The following is a 17,006-nucleotide window of genomic DNA, read 5'->3' on the forward strand; positions in this document are numbered from 1 at the left end:
GCCGCCAGTGGTTATGCGCGGGCTTTGGTCTGCCGCATGTTCCACCCCAGCAAGCACAGGATCTCGGTCGCCACATGGGCCCCCGCGATCGCTGTCGCACCTGTCGTGTCAAAAGGCGGAGAGACTTCAACGATGTCGCCGCCCACGATGTTGATCCCCGCAAGATCCCGCATCATGATCGCCGCTTGTGCTGACGTGAGCCCGCCCCATACCGGCGTGCCNGTGCCCGGCGCAAAGGCCGGATCAAGCGCNTCGATATCGAATGTAAGATAGCAAGGACGGTCGCCAAGTACNTGTTTTATTTTGGCAACGGCTGCCTGCGGCCCCTTCTCGTGGACCTCGCGCGCGTCGATGGTTGTCACGCCAAGCGTATCNGGGTTGGTCGTGCGGATGCCCACCTGAACCGAGGTTTTCGGATCAACGATGCCCGATTTCACCGCCTTGTAGAACATNGTGCCGTGGTCGATCCGGTCCATATCATCGTCNGGCCATGTATCCGAATGNGCATCGAACTGTAACAGACTGATAGGACCGTATTTTTCGGCATAGGCCTTGAGGATCGGNAAACTGATGTAGTGATCTCCGCCCAGGGTCACNCTNGCTGCACCTGCGTCCAGTATCCCTTTGATATGGNTTGTTAAAGCGGCNGGAAACTGGCTTGTGTGACCATAGTCGAACGCCAGATCGCCATAGTCGGCGATGGCAAACTCGCTGAGCACNTCGAAATCCCAGCCATAGGGCGGNTCGTAGGGCTGCAAGGAAGACGCNTCGCGGATCGCGCGCGGGCCCAGACGGGTNCCGGTACGGTTGGTNACNGCCTGATCAAAGGGCACGCCGGTCACGGCGATGTCCACGCCGCGCAGGTCTTTGNTATAGCGCCGCCGCAGAAAGGACGTGGCCCCGCCAAAGGCGTTCTCGAAGCTCGGCCCTTTTAGATCATCGCGGGTAAAGGCTTGATCAACCTGATTTTTCGCGTCTTCCAAACCCATGTTACTTGGCTCCTANTGGTTGGGCCCGCTCGACGATGCGGGCAAAAAAGGATGCACCCACGGGCGCGATCTCATCGTCGAAGTTATAGGCGGCGTGGTGCAGCCCTGCGGTGTCACCCTGCCCGATGAACAAATAGGCACCGGGGCGTTTTTCCAGCATATAACTGAAATCCTCGGCCCCCATNTCGCGGCCATTATCGGCAATNACGCGGTCCGCGCCCGCAATCTCGNTGGCAACGGCGGCGGCAAATCCGGCCTCTTCCGGGGTGTTCACCGTGGCGGGATAGCCCTTTTCATATTCCAGTGTCGCGCTGACATCATAGCTGGCGGCCTGCCCGGCGACGATCTGCTCCATCCGGCGGATCACCATGGCCTGCACCTCTTTGTCAAAGCTGCGTACCGTGCCGTTGATATAGGCTGTTTCGGGGATCACGTTGTCGGTGGTACCCGTGTGGATCTGCGTGACCGAAACGACAAGATCATCCTGCGCATAGTGGTTGCGGCTGACGATGGTTTGCAATGCCGTCGCAATNCCACAGGCGGCAACGACCGGATCGCGGGTCAGATGNGGTGTGGCACCATGACCNCCCAANCCCTTGATGTGGATNTGAAATTCATCNACCGCCGCCATCATCGCGCCGGGGGATGTGTAAAANCCCCCTTTNTCAAAGCCGGGCGCATTGTGCAGCGCATAGACCTGNCCGATGTCGAAGCGATCAAGGATNCCTTCCTCGACCATCACNTCGGCCCCACCGCCGGTTTCTTCNGCNGGTTGGAAGATCAGCGCCACGCGGCCCGCGAAATTGCGNGTTTCCGCCAGATATTTCGCCGCCCCCAGCAGCATCGTTGTNTGCCCGTCNTGCCCGCAGGCGTGCATCTTGCCTGCGTGGGTGCTGGCATAGTCCAGCCCGGTTTCCTCGGGGATCGGCAGCGCATCCATATCGGCGCGCANCCCGATGGTCGGCCCCTCGGCCTGACCGTTGATNATNGCNACNATGCCCGTGGTGGCAAAGCCTTCGTGCAGCTCGTCCACGCCGAAGTCCCGCAGGCGTTCCGCCACGAAAGCCGCGGTCTTGAAGCAGTCNTTCCCCAGTTCCGGGATCGTGTGCAGATATCTGCGCCATTCTGTCATNTGGGGGGCATAATCCGCGATACGGTTCACGACGGGCATTACTGGACTCCTGTGGGGATGTTGGTCAGGTTGCATCTGACATCAGACACATGGGGGCTGCAATGGCCGAGACAAGAAATGATGCGTTGATCCACGATCGCGACGCCGGGATCGAACGCTTGNTGGAAATCATGCGCCGCCTGCGTGACCCGCAAACCGGATGCCCTTGGGATATCGAACAGGATTTCGACAGCATNGCCCCCTATACCATTGAAGAAGCNTATGAAGTCGCCGATGCGATCGAGCGTCGCGACTGGCCCGAGCTTGAGGGAGAGTTGGGCGATCTGCTGCTCCAGACCGTGTATCACACGGCCATGGGCGAAGAGGACGGGCGGTTCAGCTTTCAGACNGTGGTGCGCAATATCTCGGACAAGATGGTCGCNCGGCACCCGCATGTTTTCGGCGATGAAAGCCGCGATAAATCNGCCGANCANCAGACCGCGGATTGGGAAAAGATCAAGGCGGCAGAACGCGCGGGCAAGGCCCAGGGGGGAACGCTTGACGGNGTNGCNGTNGGCCTGCCCGCGCTGCTGCGCGCCTACAAGCTGCAAAAACGNGCGGCCCGTGTCGGGTTTGACTGGCCGCAGGTCGATGATGTGATCGCCAAGATCACCGAGGAAGCNACCGAACTGGTCGAGGCGCGTGATACNCTGACCCAGGCCGAGGTNACCGAGGAATACGGNGACCTGATGTTCGTTATGGCCAATNTGGGCCGGCATCTTGGNGTCGAACCCGAAGCCGCNCTGCGCGCNGCCAACGCCAAATTCATNCGCCGCTTCAACGGGGTAGAGGCGCGGTTGGCCGCACGAGGTAAATCNCCCTCGGANAGTGATCTCGCCGAGATGGATGCCNTGTGGGAGGATGTAAAACGGGCGGAACGCAGCTAGGACCGCCCGTGCCTGCTGGACAAGTCGCGGCACTTGCGGCAAGGCTCTGGCACAGCCAAGACAGGAGAGCCCATGACACCGCGCAAGATCATTATCGACACGGACCCCGGTCAGGATGACGCCGTAGCGATCCTTGTCGCTTTGGCCAGCCCCGAAGAGCTTGATGTTCTGGGGATCACCTGCGTCGCGGGCAATGTGCCGCTGGACCTCACNTCGCGCAACGCGCGGATCGTGTGCGAATTGGCAGGCAAACGGGATGTCAAAGTCTTTGCCGGATGCGACCGCCCCCTGGGCCGCGNNCTGGTCACGGCAGAGCATGTGCACGGCAAGACCGGGCTGGACGGCCCCGATNTGCCCGANCCTACCATGCCGATGGCCGAAGGCCATGCGGTGGATTTCATCATCGACACGCTGCGCGATAACGCTCCGGGNACCGTCACGCTATGCCCGCTGGGNCCGCTGACCAATATCGCCACCGCGTTGCAAAAAGCACCCGATATCGCCGATCGNATCGCCAAGATCGTGCTGATGGGCGGNGGCTATTTCGAAGGGGGTAACATCACCCCAACGGCGGAGTTCAACATCTATGTCGATCCGCAAGCGGCTGATATCGTGTTTAAATCCGGCGCTCCTATCGTTGTCATGCCGCTGGACGTTACCCATAAGGCGCTGGTGACCAAAGCGCGCAACGACGCTTTCCGCGCCCTTGGCACGCCTGTGGGCATCGCCGTGGCGGAAATGACCGATTTCTTCGAACGGTTCGACAAAGAGAAATACGGCTCTGACGGCGCGCCGCTGCATGACCCTTGCGTCACCGCCTATCTGATCAACCCCGATCTGTTCAAAGGCCGCCATATCAACGTCGAGATCGAGACAGAGTCAGAGCTGACCATGGGNATGACCGTCGCCGATTGGTGGGGCGTGACCGACCGCGCCCCCAATGCGACCTTTATGGGCGATCTGGATTCTGATGGCTTCTTTGCCCTGCTGACCGAACGGTTGGCCCGTCTATGAGCGCGGCCTTCACCCTTGCCAAGCCAGAGCATCTGGACCGTCTCGTTGCCCTCGTGGGCAGCTTTCACGCCGAGACGGGGATCGAGCAGACGGATGACGACCGCCGCAACGGGCTGGCACCTCTGCTNGAAGGCACGCCCTATGGGGTGGCCTATCTGATCGGCCCTGCCCGTGCGCCCATCGGCTATATCATCATCACCTTCGGCTGGTCGGTTGAGTTCGGCGGTCTGGACGCGATCATCGATGAAATCTACGTGCGCCCCGGCGTGCGTGGCCGTGGNATCGCGACAGAGGCATTGCTGGCCGTCCCGAATGCGCTGGCGGGCGGCGGTCTGCGCGCGATCCATCTTGAGGTAGAGCGTAGCAACGAGATCGCGCAGAAGCTTTACCACCGTGCAGGCTTTCGCCCCCGCGAAAACTANATGTTCATGTCGCGCAAATTCTGACGCGGNCTGGCAAGNTGGGGCCGCGGCCCCTATATCTGCNCTATGACAGTATCAGCCCCCTTCGATAACAGCTACGCGGCCTTGCCCGNTGGCTTTTTNACCCGCACCACNCCNACNCCGGTGGCNGANCCCAAACTGCTGGCTTTCAACGCGCCGCTGGCNAAGACCCTGGGGATCACCCACGGATCGACCGAGGATCTGGCCTTTATCTTCAGCGGGAACGAACTNCCCGCCGGTGCCGACCCGCTGGCGCAGCTTTATGCGGGGCANCANTTCGGCAATTACAACCCGCAGCTTGGCGATGGTCGCGCGATCCTCTTGGGCGAGGTGCTGGATGCAAAGGGCCAGCGCCGCGATATCCAGCTGAAAGGATCNGGGCGCACGCCCTATTCCCGTGGCGGCGACGGGCGCGCCTGGCTTGGGCCGGTNNTGCGNGAATATGTNGTGTCNGAGGCGATGCACGCCCTNGGCATCCCCACCACCCGCGCCTTGGCCGCTGTGCAAAGTGGCGAGGATGTCTTNCGCGAAACCGCCCTGCCCGGTGCCGTGCTGACCCGNGTCGCCGCAAGCCATCTGCGTGTGGGGACGTTTCAGGTCTTTGCCCATCGGGGCGAGGNCGAAAACCTGCGCCGCCTCACCGACTATGCGATCCAGCGGCANTACCCGCAGGCGGACGGGCCNTTGNGNCTGCTGCGCGNGGTNTGCNCNGCACAGGCGGATCTNGTCGCGGCGTGGATGTCNGTNGGCTTTATTCACGGGGTGATGAACACCGATAANTGCGCCATCTCGGGCGAGACGATTGATTACGGCCCCTGCGCCTTCATGGATGCGTTNCACCCCAACCGTGTGTTCAGCTCCATCGACCGTCAGGGGCGCTATGCCTATGCCAATCAGCCGCAGATCGTCGTGTGGAATATGGCGCAGCTTGCAACCTCGTTGTTGCAGCAGCTTGATGATCCCGAAAGCGGNGTGGCCGAGGCGACAGAGATCGTGCACGCCATGCCCGCGTTGATCGAGCAAGCCTGGCTGAGACGCTTTGCTGCCAAGATCGGGATCACGACGCCCAAGGCTGAAGATACTGNGCTGATCGACGCCCTATTGTCGCTGATGCAAACGGATGGCGCGGATTTTACCAATGCTTTCCGGGCGCTGTCAGGCGATGATGCCGCCGNNCANTTCACCGACCGCGCGGCCTTTGCCAACTGGCGCGACGCGTGGCAGCAGCGCATCGCGTTTGAGCCTGACCCTAAATCGGTCATGGATGCCGCCAACCCCGCCGTGATCCCGCGCAACCACCGGATAGAGGCGATGATCAACGCCGCCGTTGCCGGTGATATGGACCCGTTCCACCGGCTGATGACAGCGCTTGCCNNCCCGTACCGCGAAACCGACGCCGATCTGCACCGCGCGCCGACGACNCAGGAAATCGTGCCGGCCACCTTCTGCGGCACCTGAGCGGCCAGCGGGTGGCAGGTGCCACCCGTTGTCCCNCCGTCAAGCACGTCGACAAGCGGGAACCCCCGCGATCTTTTGGTTGTTTTGCACAGTAAACTGCAACAGACTTGCAGGCGATTTGACCCAAAAGGATTATCGATAATGAGCTTGATGAAAACATTGGCCAAAGTGGCGATCGGCGTGGCTGTGGCCAAAGGGGCCAGCGCGATGATGAACAAGAATAAATCCACGACCGGCAGCGCCAGCAGCGGCGGCGGACTGGGTGGATTGCTGGGCGGTCTGACTGGCGGCAGCACGGGCGGCTCGGGCGGTAACCTGCAGGACATGCTGGGTGGTTTGATGGGGGGATCGTCCGGTGCCAGCAGCGGCGGCTTGGGCGGTTTGCTGAACCAGCTTGGTGGCGGCACAGGCACCAGCACGTCTGGAAGCTCGGGCGGCCTTGGCGGGCTGCTGGGTGGGCTTGCCGGTGCCGCCGGTGCGGGAGGCTTGCTGTCCAGCTTTGGCGGTGCCAGCCAACAAGCCCCCGAACGGCCAGAGGCGGACTTTGGCGCGGTGCTGAACTCGCAATTCGACAGCAACCCTGCCCCCGAAATCACCCCCTCGCGCGATCAGGAGGCCACCGCCGCGCTGATGATCGCCGCGATGATCCAGGCCGCGAAATCCGACGGCACTTTTGATGAGTCCGAGCGTGAAAAGCTGCTGAACCATCTGGGCGACGTGGACGCCGACGAGGCCGCATTCGTACAAGGCCAGATGGAAGCCCCTGTGGATGTCGACGCGCTGGTTGCCCAGACCCCCGACGGCATGGGCCCGCAAATCTATGCGATGTCGCTGCTGGCGATTGATCTGGATACGCAGGAAGAGGCGCAATATCTGCACAAGCTAGCCAGCGCCTATGGAATGCAGCCCGCCGCAGTGAACGAGATCCACGCGCAGATGGGGGTGCCGTCGCTCTACACCTAAAGCGGCGCGGCCTGACCACAGACGGTTGTGAAAGCCTGATCCGGCAACGGGTCAGGCTTTTGCTTTCTTGGCCTTCTTTTCCTTGGCGATCACATGCTCTGCCAGATCACGGGCGATGGCAAAGGCCCCTTTGATCTTGTCAGCATCGGTTTTCCAGTCGCGCTTGACGACGATCTTGTTCTCTTTGACCTTCGCCAGCCCGCGTTGGTCCTGAATGAAGGTGACCAACCCCTCGGGCGAGGCGAATTTGTCGTTGTGGAACTGGATCGTGACGCCCTTGGGCCCGCCATCCAGCTTGGCAATACCGGCGCGTTTGCACATCGCCTTGATCCGCACGACCAGCATCAGCGTGTTCACCTCTTTCGGCAGCTTGCCGAAACGGTCGATCAGCTCTGCGGCAAAGCCTTCCAGCTCGACCTTGGTGGTCAGTTCGGACAGGCGACGGTAGAGCCCAAGCCGCACATCCAGATCAGGCACGTAATCCTCGGGGATCAGCACCGGCACGCCCAGATTGATCTGTGGTGCCCACTGCCCATCGTCGTCGATCACGCCTTCCAGCTCGCCCGACTTGATCTTGGCAATCGCGTCTTCCAGCATGGATTGATAAAGCTCGAACCCCACGTCGCGCATCTGGCCGGATTGTTCCTCGCCCAGCAAGTTGCCCGCACCCCGAATATCAAGATCCTGCGACGCCAGCGTAAAGCCTGCCCCAAGCGTGTCGAGACTGCCCAACACCCGCAAACGCTTCTCTGCGGTGGCAGTCAGCTTGGCACGAGGTTTGGTTGTCAGATAGGCATAGGCGCGGGTTTTTGACCGGCCCACCCTGCCCCTGATCTGGTACAGCTGCGCCAGACCAAACATATCGGCACGGTGCACGATCATCGTATTGGCGGTCGGGATATCCAGACCGGATTCCACAATCGTCGTGGCCAGCAGGATGTCATATTTCCCGTCGTAAAAGGCGTTCATCCGGTCGTCGAGCTCTCCGGCGGCCATCTGGCCGTGGGCAACAAGATACGTCAGCTCGGGCAGTTGCTCTTTCAGGAACGCTTCGATTTCGGGCAGATCGGTGATGCGGGGCACAACATAGAAGGACTGCCCGCCGCGATAATGTTCGCGCAACAGCGCCTCGCGCAGCGTGACGGCATCAAATTCGCTGACATAGGTGCGGATGGCCAGACGGTCGACAGGGGGCGTGCCGATGATCGACAGGTCGCGCACGCCGGTCAGGCTAAGCTGCAGGGTGCGCGGGATCGGCGTGGCGGTCAGGGTCAGCACGTGAATATCCGTGCGCATCGCCTTCAGACGTTCTTTGTGACCCACGCCAAAGTGTTGTTCTTCATCAATAATCAGCAGGCCGAGGTTCTTGAACTTGACCGTCTTTGCTAGCAGCGCGTGGGTGCCGACCACCACATCGACGGTGCCGCGATTGATGCCGTCGCGGGTGGCTGTGGCCTCTTTTGCAGAGACAAAACGCGACAGTTGACGCACCTCAAGCGGGAAGCCACGGAAGCGTTCGGCGAAGGATTTATAGTGTTGACGTGCCAGCAGGGTCGTCGGCGCCACAATCGCCACCTGCAGCCCTGACATCGCCGCGACAAAGGCGGCGCGCATGGCGACCTCTGTCTTGCCAAAGCCCACGTCGCCGCAGATCAGCCGGTCCATCGGGTTGCCGCTGGTCAGATCGTCCAGCACATCTGAGATGGCATTCAACTGGTCGTCGGTCTCGGTATAGGGGAAGCGCGCGGCAAACGCGTCCCACATGCCGGGGGGCGGATCCATGACAGGCGCCTTGCGCAGCGCACGTTCGGCGGCGATGCGGATCAGCTTGTCCGCCATCTCGCGGATGCGTTCCTTGAGCTTGGCTTTCTTGGACTGCCACGCGCCACCGCCCAATTTGTCAAGCAGCCCTTCCTCATGGCCATAGCGCGACAGCAGTTCGATATTCTCGACCGGCAGATAGAGCTTCGAGCTTTCGGCGTATTCCAGCAGCAGACATTCATGGGCGGCACCGGCGGCGGTCACCACCTCCATCCCCAGATAGCGGCCGACACCGTGATCCACATGCACGACCAGATCGCCGGGGCTCAGCGATTGTGTCTCGGTCAGGAAGTTCTCGGCCCGCCGTTTACGTTTCGGCGCGCGGATCAAGCGGTCGCCAAGGATGTCCTGTTCTGAGATGACAGTCAGTTTCGACGCGCTGCTGCCGCTTTCCCACGGGGCTTCGAACCCGTGTTCCAACGCCCAAACCGCCAGATGCAGCCCGCGTTTGCCGATGCGGGTGCCGTTCTTGATGGCGATGGTCTCGCCCATGCCTTCGTCTTCGATCAGGCCGGTCAGCCGTTCGCGCGCGCCGTCTGAATAGCTGGCGATGACCACCGGCCCTTCTTGAAGTTTTGCTTTAATATGTGCGGCCAAGGCACCGAAAAGGCTTACAGTTTCCTGTTGCCGCTCGGGCGCGAAGTTGCGCCCCAAGCGTCCACCCGCATCCAGCACATTCGGACCCGTCGGCTGTGGGAGCGGCTTGAAACTGATCACGCGTTTGCCGATCAGCGCGGTTTCCCATGCGGTGTCTGTCAGGTACAGCCCCTCGGGCGGTGCGGGCTTATAGACGCTGTCCATTTTCGACCGGTTCGCCATCGCCAGCCTGCGGGTTTCGTATTGATCTGCGATACTCTCCCACCGCGACAGACGTTGCGCGGTCAGNTGGTCGTCCAGCGTGATCGTCGCCNGCGGCACATAGTCGAACAAGGTCTCGAGCGTCTCNTGAAAGAACGACATCCAGTGTTCCGCGCCCTGATGCTTGCGCCCTGCGCTGATCGCTTCGTATAGCGGATCGTCGGNGCCCGCGGCCCCGAATTCGATCCGGTAGTTCTGGCGGAAACGGGTGATNGCNCNTTCNTCAAGNATGACTTCGCTGACGGGGGCAAGCTCCACGAGCTCCAGCTTTTCTGTGGTGCGCTGTGTCACCGGATCAAAGCGNCGCGCNCCGTCCAGCGTATCGCCAAAGAGGTCCAGCCGCACAGGGCCAAGATCACCGGGNGGGAAAATGTCGATGATGCCGCCGCGGATCGCGTAGTCGCCCGGCTCGGTCACNGTCGGGCTCTGGACAAAGCCCATGCGGACAAGGAANCCGCGCAANGCCGCCTCGTCTATCCGGTCGCCCACACGGGCCGAAAACGCGGCATCGCGCAGCACATCGCGCGCAGGCACCCGCTGGGTCGCNGCGTTCAGCGTGGTNAGCAGGATAAAACGGTCCGGCATTCCATGCACCAGTCCCGCNAGCGTNGCCATCCGCTGCGCCGAGATATCGGCATTGGGCGACACGCGGTCATAGGGCAGGCAATCCCATCCGGGGAAGACGACCACAGGCACATCCGGCGCGAAAAAGCGNAGCGCCGCCTGCATNGCCGCCATGCGTTTGTCATCGCGGGCAATATGCAACACCGGTGTGCCGTTTTTGCCCAGTTCGTTCAGCACCGCCTGTGCGTCAAAACCTTCGGGAACGCCGGACAGCGTGATTTGGGATTTCTCTGACATCAGCAGCTACCTGTATCCNATCGCGGTTTTTTCAACCGCCAAACGGACCTGTATAAAGGTTTTGGTACATGCCCCACATCGATGTGATGAAAATCGAAATCATCCCGATGATCTGGGTATAAAGACGGTGACGGTTCAGCCGTTTGATCAGGCGGTCGCCGGTGCCGGAATCCTCGNGGATCTGCTGCGCGGTCGACACGCTCAGCACCCCTACCAGACACAGCGGAAANGCNAGCAACAGCACGGCNTGGGCGAATTCGAACCGGTAGAAAACCGCCAGCGTAAAGAGCATCGTCATGAAAAAGCAGGTGAACCCCAAAATCCAGATGCCGGACACTTGGGTNATATATAGNATACGGTTCACGTTGATGCGCGCCATATCCTCCAGGTCGACCAGCGCCTGTTCACCGTTGCGCCGCGCGCGCAGCACCATATCAAAGGGCACGCCCAAGACCCAATGGCTGGCAGAAGACCAGATCACAGCAACGGCGATCCAGTACCACAGGTTGGAAAAAGACCGCATGTCGATGACTTCGAAAATTGTCTGATAGAGGGTCAAGGTGCGCTCATCTTTGAAGTGAAATCATTGTGTTCAGACGTGCTGCCCTACAATCGTCTGCCTGTCATAGCNGCGCGTTCNCGAAATTCCTAGCCTTGAGCCGTGCAAAAATACGTGGCAAGCCTTGCCCGATAGCATCTGAGGTATTTTTGCATGAGACCCCAACAAGCCCCCTTTCCCGCCACCCGCCTGCGCCGCACCCGTCAATCCGAGGGCGTCCGCGCATTGGTNCGTGAAAATGCGCTGTCNTTGGGGGATCTGATCTGGCCGGTGTTCGTGCGCAGCGGTGAGGGCGTGGAAGAGCCCGTCCCCTCCATGCCCGGCGTCTATCGGCGCAGCGTTGACAAGCTGGTCGATGCCGCGCGCGAGGCTTCTGATCTGGGGATCGGGGCGATGTGTATCTTNCCTTACACCGGTATCGAGGACCGGACAGAGGATTGCGCCGGTGCCTGGGATCCTGAAAACAACGCCAACCGCGCCCTTCGCGCGATCCGCAAGGCGGTGCCCGATATGGTCCTCATGACCGATGTCGCGCTGGATACCTATAATATCAACGGCCATGACGGCTTTGTCGAAGACGGGATCATCGTCAACGACCGCACGGTCGAGGCATTGGTCAAGATGGCGCTGGCNCAGGCCGACGCGGGGGCGGATATCATCGGGCCGTCCGATATGATGGACGGGCGCATCGCCGCGATCCGCGCGGGCCTTGAAGGGGCGCGCCATTCGGATGTGATGATCATGAGCTATGCGGCGAAATACGCCTCGGCCTTCTATGGCCCGTTCCGCGATGCTGTCGGGGCCTCGGGGGCGCTGACCGGCGACAAGAAGACCTATCAGATGGATTACGCCAACAGCAACGAGGCGATCCGCCTGATCGAGCGTGATCTGCGCGAAGGGGCCGATATGGTCATGGTCAAACCCGGCATGCCNTATCTTGATATCTGCCACCGCGTGAAATCCAGCTTNGGGGCGCCGACCTTTGCCTATCAGGTNTCGGGTGAATACAGCATGGTGAAAGCCGCCGCCCAGAATGGCTGGATCGANGAANANCGCGTGATGATGGANAGCCTGATGGGGTTCAAACGNGCGGGCTGTGACGGGGTCTTGACCTATTTTGCCCCCGCCGTGGCGCGGTTGATGAACGGATAACGCNGCTTCGATGCGCAAATANCACGCCACTTGTGGCAGATCACCGCCGATTCAAGCCCTAAATTCGTGACACCCGCGGGTTTTGAGCATAAGATCGCGCAGAAACCGGATGAACCGGCACAGGCAATTACAGGCAGAAGACTATGACAAACAACACTTTCTCGCGCCGGGCTTTCGCTTTGGGTGCGATTGCAAGCGCGGGTGCCGTTGCGGCATGTGGCAACGGTGTCGGCAGCCGTGGCAGCGGGATGATCGACGCCCGCGTNGATGCGACGCTCAACGCNATGTACCGCAGCTTNCCCAACACGCGGCANCTGGCGGAAAAATCCAACGGTATGCTGATCATGCCGCTGGTGACCGAGGCNGGCCTTGGTTTTGGCGGTGCCTATGGCCGTGGTGCGCTGCGGGTGAATAACGTGACTGTCGACTATTACTCGGTCACCAAGGCGACGGGCGGCTTGCAGATCGGGGCGCAGCAATATGCGCATGTGCTGTTCTTCATGACCGAAGCAGCACTCAGCGATTTCCGCCGCTCCCCCGGTTGGGCTGCGGGTGCCGATCTGGAATATGTCATCTCGGATCGTGGCGAAAGCGTCGAAGCGGATACCACAACCGTGCTTGCCCCCGTGCTGGCCGCCGTCTTTGGCCGCGCCGGTCTGCGTATCGGNGCCACGCTNGAAGGCACGAAATATTCGCGCATNATTCCCTAAGCAAAACGCCCGATCCGCACCATCGCGGATCGGGCAGCTTTGGGCCTAACCCAAGGCGTTCAGACGTTTGAACAGCGCCGACGTATCCCAACGTCCGCCCCCCATTTTCTGCACATCCTTATAGAANTGATCGACCAGCGCCGTGACAGGCAGGCTCGCGTCAATCTCGTTACCGGTGTCCAGACAAATCCCCAGATCCTTGCGCATCCAGTCCACGGCAAACCCGTGGTCGAATTTATCNTCCAGCATTGTCTCGTAGCGGTTGGCCATCTGCCAGCTGCCTGCGGCACCCTGGCTGATCACCTCGACCACATCGCGCCCGTCCAATCCGGCCTTCTGGGCGAAATGCAGCGCCTCGCTCAGGCCCTGCACCAGACCGGCAATGGCAATCTGGTTGCACATCTTGGTCATCTGNCCNGCACCACTNTCGCCAAGGCGACGGCAGATCTTGGCGTAAACCTCCATCACGGGCAGCGCACGATCAAAGGCACCGGAATCGCCACCGCACATGATGGACAGCTGGCCATTCTCCGCCCCCGCCTGCCCGCCGGAAATCGGCGCATCGACAAAGCTGATCTGGCGNGCATCCGCCGCCGCGTGCAATTCGCGCGTAACCGCGGCCGAGACCGTGGTGTGATCGACAAAAATCGTGCCCTCANCCATTCCGGCAAAAGCGCCGTCGTCGCCAACGCAGACGGANCGCAGATCGTCATCATTNCCGACNCAGGAAAAAACGATCTCTGCCCCTTCAGCGGCGGCTTTGGGCGTCTCTGCCATNTTGCCACCGTGNGTTTCTGCCCAAGCGCGCGCCTTCTCTGTGGTGCGGTTGTACACGGTCACGTCATGCCCCGCTTTTTGCAGATGCGCGGCCATTGGCGCNCCCATCACGCCCAATCCCAAAAATGCGAGCTTTGCCATCGTCTTTTCCTTGTCATTCAGTTGCGCTATTGCCTGAGAGGAACCTATCACCCTGCGCGCATTGGTCAATCGCGCGTAGANATACCCAGGAGCGTGACATGGCAGTGGTTTTTCGGTGGCTGATGCGAATTGCAACGCTCTTGGTGGTGCTGGCGGTGATTGGTGTCGGCGGTGCCTATTGGCTGGCCTCGCGGTCGCTGCCNGACTACGACGATACGGTCCGCGTGCCCAACCTCGGGGCCGAGGTGGAGATCGTGCGCGACAACGCCAATGTGCCGCATATCTTCGGGGAAANTGACCAAGATGTGTTCTACGGGCTGGGCTTTGCCCATGCGCAGGACCGTCTNTGGCAGATGATCACCATGCGCCGCACGGTNCAAGGCCGCTTGTCCGAGGTTTTCGGCACCACCACNGTCCGTATCGACCGCCTGCTGCGCCGCTTTGATCTTTATACCTTGTCGGTGCANTCGCTTCAGGCGCTCGACCCNAAGACCCGCGCNGCGCTGGATGCCTATGCCGCCGGGGTGAATGCCCGGNTGGANCAGATCAACACCGAAGCCCTGGGNCGCGGTGCCCCCGAAATGCTGCTGTTTGATGCNCCCGTCGCNCCCTGGCGCGCNGCGGATTCCGTNGCGCTGGTCAAGNTGATGGCCTTGCAGCTGTCGGGGCATCTGGATGCCGAGGTCAAGCGCGCCCGCACCTCGCTNGCGCTGCCCGATCAAAAGCGCCTGTCCGATATCCTGCCNGACGCCCCCGGCAGTGGCATCGCCGCCCTGCCCGAATATGCGCAGCTGGCCCCCGGCCTGCCGCAGTTCGCCGCCAATATCCCCCTCGATCCCTCTCCGCTGTCGCCGTTCAAATCCTTTGATCTGGCNGGNGCNTCCAACGCCTGGGCTGCCGCACGGGATCGCTCTGCCTCGGGCGGGACGCTGATCGCCAATGACCCGCATCTGGGCTTCACCGCNCCGACCATCTGGTACCTCGCGCGGCTCGAGTTGCAATCGGGCGGNGTCATCGGCGGCACNATCCCCGGTATCCCCGTGGTGCTGACAGGGCGCAGCAGCGCGCTTGGCTGGGGGATCACCTCATCCTATGCNGACGATCAGGACGNCTATATCGAAGANCTGAACCCCGACAACAGCGANGAATANCGCACCCCCGACGGGTTCAAGAAATTCGCCAAACGCGCGTCGATTATCACGGTCAAGGATGCCGATCCGATCACGCTGACCCTGCGCTGGACCGACAATGGGCCAGTGCTTCCCGGCAGCCACTATAACCTCGCTGCGATCACCCCGCCCGGTCATGTCGCCGCGCTGAACTGGACCGCGCTTGACCCCGCCGATACCTCGATCGCCGCGGCCATGCAGNTGATGGAGGCCAAGACCGTCGAGGAAGGGATCACCGCGGGCGNGGCCTATATCGCGCCGTCGCAAAANCTGACGCTGGTGGATGTGAATACCATCGCGATGAAAACCATCGGCGCGCTGCCNGCCCGCGACGCCGCGCATCAAAGCCAGGGGCGCATGCCCACACCGGGCTGGATCGCCGCGAACCGCTGGCAGGGCCGCCTGCCCTATAGCGCAAACCCCGAATTCCTCTCGCCCCGTGGTGGGATCATCGGCAATACCAACAACAAGACGGTGGACCGCCCCTTCCCCAACCACGTGTCCTTCCTTTGGGGCGATACGCAACGCATCCAGCGGTGGCGCAATCTGATGCAGCGCCGCCAGGTGCACACGCGCGACAGCTTTATCGAAGCGCAGCTGGATACGGTCAGCTTCACCGCGCGCTCTCTGCTACCGCTGATCGGGGCCGAGCTTTGGTTCACCGGCGAAACCGCGCCCGAAGGCACGTCTGAGCGCCAACGCCAACGCGCGCTGACCCTGCTTGCCGGCTGGTCGGGCGAGATGAACGAACATCTGCCCGAACCGCTGATCTATGCCGCCTGGCTGCGCGCCTTGCAGCAACGGCTGATCCAGGACGAGCTTGGGGCCCTGGCGGAGGAATTCGATCATGTCGATCCGCTGTTCATCGAACGTGTTTTCCGCGATGTGGACGGTGCGGCCGCATGGTGCGACGTGCTGCAATCCGCCCCGAAAGAGACCTGCCCCGACATGGCCCGCATGGCGCTGGACGACGCGCTGATCTGGATCAACGAGACATGGGGCACCCAGCTGGAATCCCTGCGGTGGGGCGACGCACACCAAGCCACACACGACCACCAGACCTTGGGTGAAGTACCCGTGTTGCGCTACTTCATGAACATCCGACAATCGACCTCGGGCGGTGACAACACCCTGCTGCGTGGCCGCACCCGTGGCACGGGGCCGGACCCTTTCGCCAATGTCCACGGCGCAGGCTTTCGCGGGGTTTATGACTTTGCCGATCCGGATTCATCGGTGTTCATTACATCGACGGGCCAATCGGGCCACTTCCTGTCGCATCACTACGACGATCTGGCACAGCTCTGGCGGCGTGGCGAATACATTCCCATGTCGCTGGACGAAGAGCTTGCCCGCGCCGCCCCCGTCGGCATCACCAAGCTGATACCGGAGGCAGAATGAACCGCGTGATCCTTTTCAACAAACCCTTTGGCGTCTTGTCCCAATTCACCGACAAGGGCACCGAGGGCTCGCCGCGTCCGACCCTGTCGGCCTATATCGATGAAAAAGGCTTCTACCCAGCCGGACGGCTGGACCGCGACAGCGAAGGGCTGATGGTGCTGACTGACAGCGGCCCGCTGCAAGCGCGTATCTCGCATCCGAAATATAAACTGGCCAAAACCTATTGGGTGCAGGTCGAGGGCACGCCGGATGAACAAGCCCTCGCCGCTTTGCGCAGCGGTGTCACGCTCAAAGACGGCAAGACCGCCCCCGCCAAGGCGCGGCTGATGGACCCGCCCGACCCTCTGTGGGACCGCGACCCGCCGGTGCGGTTTCGCAAATCCGTCCCTGATGCCTGGCTCGAGATCACGATCACCGAAGGTCGCAATCGTCAGGTGCGGCGCATGACGGCCCATGTTGGCCTGCCGACACTCCGCCTGATCCGCGCGCGCGTCGGAGACTGGGAACTGCACAAGCTCCAACCCGGCGCATGGCGCTTCTCGTCCGAGCTTGGCCGCTAATTCCAAATGGCCCAAAATCCCGGGGGGCGGCCAAAGGCCGGGGGGCTGGCCCCCTTTTCCCTGACCCCTGAACCG

14 protein-coding genes are annotated in these 17,006 nt (G+C 61.6%); 9 read left to right on the forward strand and 5 right to left on the reverse strand.

Going from position 1 to position 17,006, the window contains the following annotated elements; genetic code table 11:
- Positions 1-11 precede the first annotated feature (11 nt).
- Complete coding sequence (speB, locus tag CBB63_RS14735; protein WP_286699676.1) at positions 12-989, reverse strand: agmatinase; 978 nt, start codon at positions 987-989, stop codon at positions 12-14.
- A gap of 1 nt (position 990) precedes the next feature.
- On the reverse strand, positions 991-2,160 hold the full coding sequence (locus CBB63_RS14740; RefSeq protein WP_286699677.1) for a M20 aminoacylase family protein: 1,170 nt from the start codon (positions 2,158-2,160) through the stop codon (positions 991-993).
- 62 nt (positions 2,161-2,222) lie between these two features.
- On the opposite strand from CBB63_RS14740, the gene mazG reads away from it, so the two are divergent.
- The 5 genes from mazG to CBB63_RS14765 all read left to right on the forward strand — a co-directional run bounded on the left by mazG (position 2,223) and on the right by CBB63_RS14765 (position 6,925).
- Positions 2,223-3,047 (forward strand): nucleoside triphosphate pyrophosphohydrolase, encoded by an 825-nt coding sequence (mazG, locus tag CBB63_RS14745; protein WP_286699678.1) that lies wholly within the window; start codon positions 2,223-2,225, stop codon positions 3,045-3,047.
- A gap of 72 nt (positions 3,048-3,119) precedes the next feature.
- On the forward strand, positions 3,120-4,061 hold the full coding sequence (locus CBB63_RS14750; protein WP_286699679.1) for a nucleoside hydrolase: 942 nt from the start codon (positions 3,120-3,122) through the stop codon (positions 4,059-4,061).
- Positions 4,058-4,507 (forward strand): GNAT family N-acetyltransferase, encoded by a 450-nt coding sequence (locus CBB63_RS14755; RefSeq protein WP_286699680.1) that lies wholly within the window; start codon positions 4,058-4,060, stop codon positions 4,505-4,507. The genes CBB63_RS14750 and CBB63_RS14755 overlap by 4 nt, the downstream gene beginning before the upstream one ends.
- A gap of 42 nt (positions 4,508-4,549) precedes the next feature.
- On the forward strand, positions 4,550-5,962 hold the full coding sequence (locus CBB63_RS14760) for a protein adenylyltransferase SelO (RefSeq protein ID WP_286699681.1): 1,413 nt from the start codon (positions 4,550-4,552) through the stop codon (positions 5,960-5,962).
- 141 nt (positions 5,963-6,103) lie between these two features.
- Positions 6,104-6,925: a DUF533 domain-containing protein gene (locus CBB63_RS14765; protein ID WP_286699682.1), complete on the forward strand. Its 822-nt coding sequence runs from the start codon at positions 6,104-6,106 to the stop codon at positions 6,923-6,925.
- Positions 6,926-6,976: 51 nt separating this feature from the next.
- Here CBB63_RS14765 and mfd read toward each other — a convergent pair whose 3' ends face one another.
- Both mfd and CBB63_RS14775 read right to left on the reverse strand, forming a co-directional pair.
- Positions 6,977-10,465 carry a transcription-repair coupling factor gene (mfd, locus tag CBB63_RS14770; RefSeq protein WP_286699683.1) on the reverse strand — a complete coding sequence of 1,163 codons (3,489 nt, stop codon included), beginning with the start codon at positions 10,463-10,465 and terminating at the stop codon, positions 6,977-6,979.
- A 31-nt stretch (positions 10,466-10,496) separates the two neighbouring features.
- Positions 10,497-11,024 carry a component of SufBCD complex gene (locus CBB63_RS14775; protein WP_286699684.1) on the reverse strand — a complete coding sequence of 176 codons (528 nt, stop codon included), beginning with the start codon at positions 11,022-11,024 and terminating at the stop codon, positions 10,497-10,499.
- Positions 11,025-11,177: 153 nt separating this feature from the next.
- Between CBB63_RS14775 and hemB the strand changes: the two genes are divergently transcribed.
- Together hemB and CBB63_RS14785 are read left to right on the forward strand one after the other, a co-directional pair.
- On the forward strand, positions 11,178-12,176 hold the full coding sequence (gene hemB, locus CBB63_RS14780) for a porphobilinogen synthase (protein WP_286699685.1): 999 nt from the start codon (positions 11,178-11,180) through the stop codon (positions 12,174-12,176).
- Between the two features lie 143 nt (positions 12,177-12,319).
- Complete coding sequence (locus CBB63_RS14785) at positions 12,320-12,886, forward strand: lipid-binding SYLF domain-containing protein (protein WP_286699686.1); 567 nt, start codon at positions 12,320-12,322, stop codon at positions 12,884-12,886.
- A 45-nt stretch (positions 12,887-12,931) separates the two neighbouring features.
- Here CBB63_RS14785 and CBB63_RS14790 read toward each other — a convergent pair whose 3' ends face one another.
- Positions 12,932-13,804, reverse strand: coding sequence for an NAD(P)-dependent oxidoreductase (locus CBB63_RS14790; RefSeq protein WP_286699687.1), 873 nt, complete (start codon positions 13,802-13,804; stop codon positions 12,932-12,934).
- 98 nt (positions 13,805-13,902) lie between these two features.
- Between CBB63_RS14790 and CBB63_RS14795 the strand changes: the two genes are divergently transcribed.
- Together CBB63_RS14795 and CBB63_RS14800 are read left to right on the forward strand one after the other, a co-directional pair.
- A complete protein-coding gene (locus CBB63_RS14795; protein WP_286699688.1) occupies positions 13,903-16,371 on the forward strand; it encodes a penicillin acylase family protein in 2,469 nt (822 codons plus the stop codon).
- Positions 16,368-16,931 carry a pseudouridine synthase gene (locus tag CBB63_RS14800; protein WP_037944262.1) on the forward strand — a complete coding sequence of 188 codons (564 nt, stop codon included), beginning with the start codon at positions 16,368-16,370 and terminating at the stop codon, positions 16,929-16,931. The genes CBB63_RS14795 and CBB63_RS14800 overlap by 4 nt, the downstream gene beginning before the upstream one ends.
- Positions 16,932-17,006 lie beyond the last annotated feature (75 nt).

Origin of the sequence: Sulfitobacter sp. TMED3 (assembly GCF_002167505.1) — a bacterium.
Taxonomy (GTDB): Bacteria; Pseudomonadota; Alphaproteobacteria; order Rhodobacterales; family Rhodobacteraceae; genus Sulfitobacter; species Sulfitobacter pontiacus.

What these genes read in the sequence shown, in the direction of transcription:
- CBB63_RS14765 (WP_286699682.1), top strand. Translation starts at nt 6,104, where the DNA reads ATGAGCTTGATGAAAACATTGGCCAAAGTGGCGATCGGCGTGGCTGTG.
- CBB63_RS14800 (WP_037944262.1), top strand. Translation starts at nt 16,368, where the DNA reads ATGAACCGCGTGATCCTTTTCAACAAACCCTTTGGCGTCTTGTCCCAA.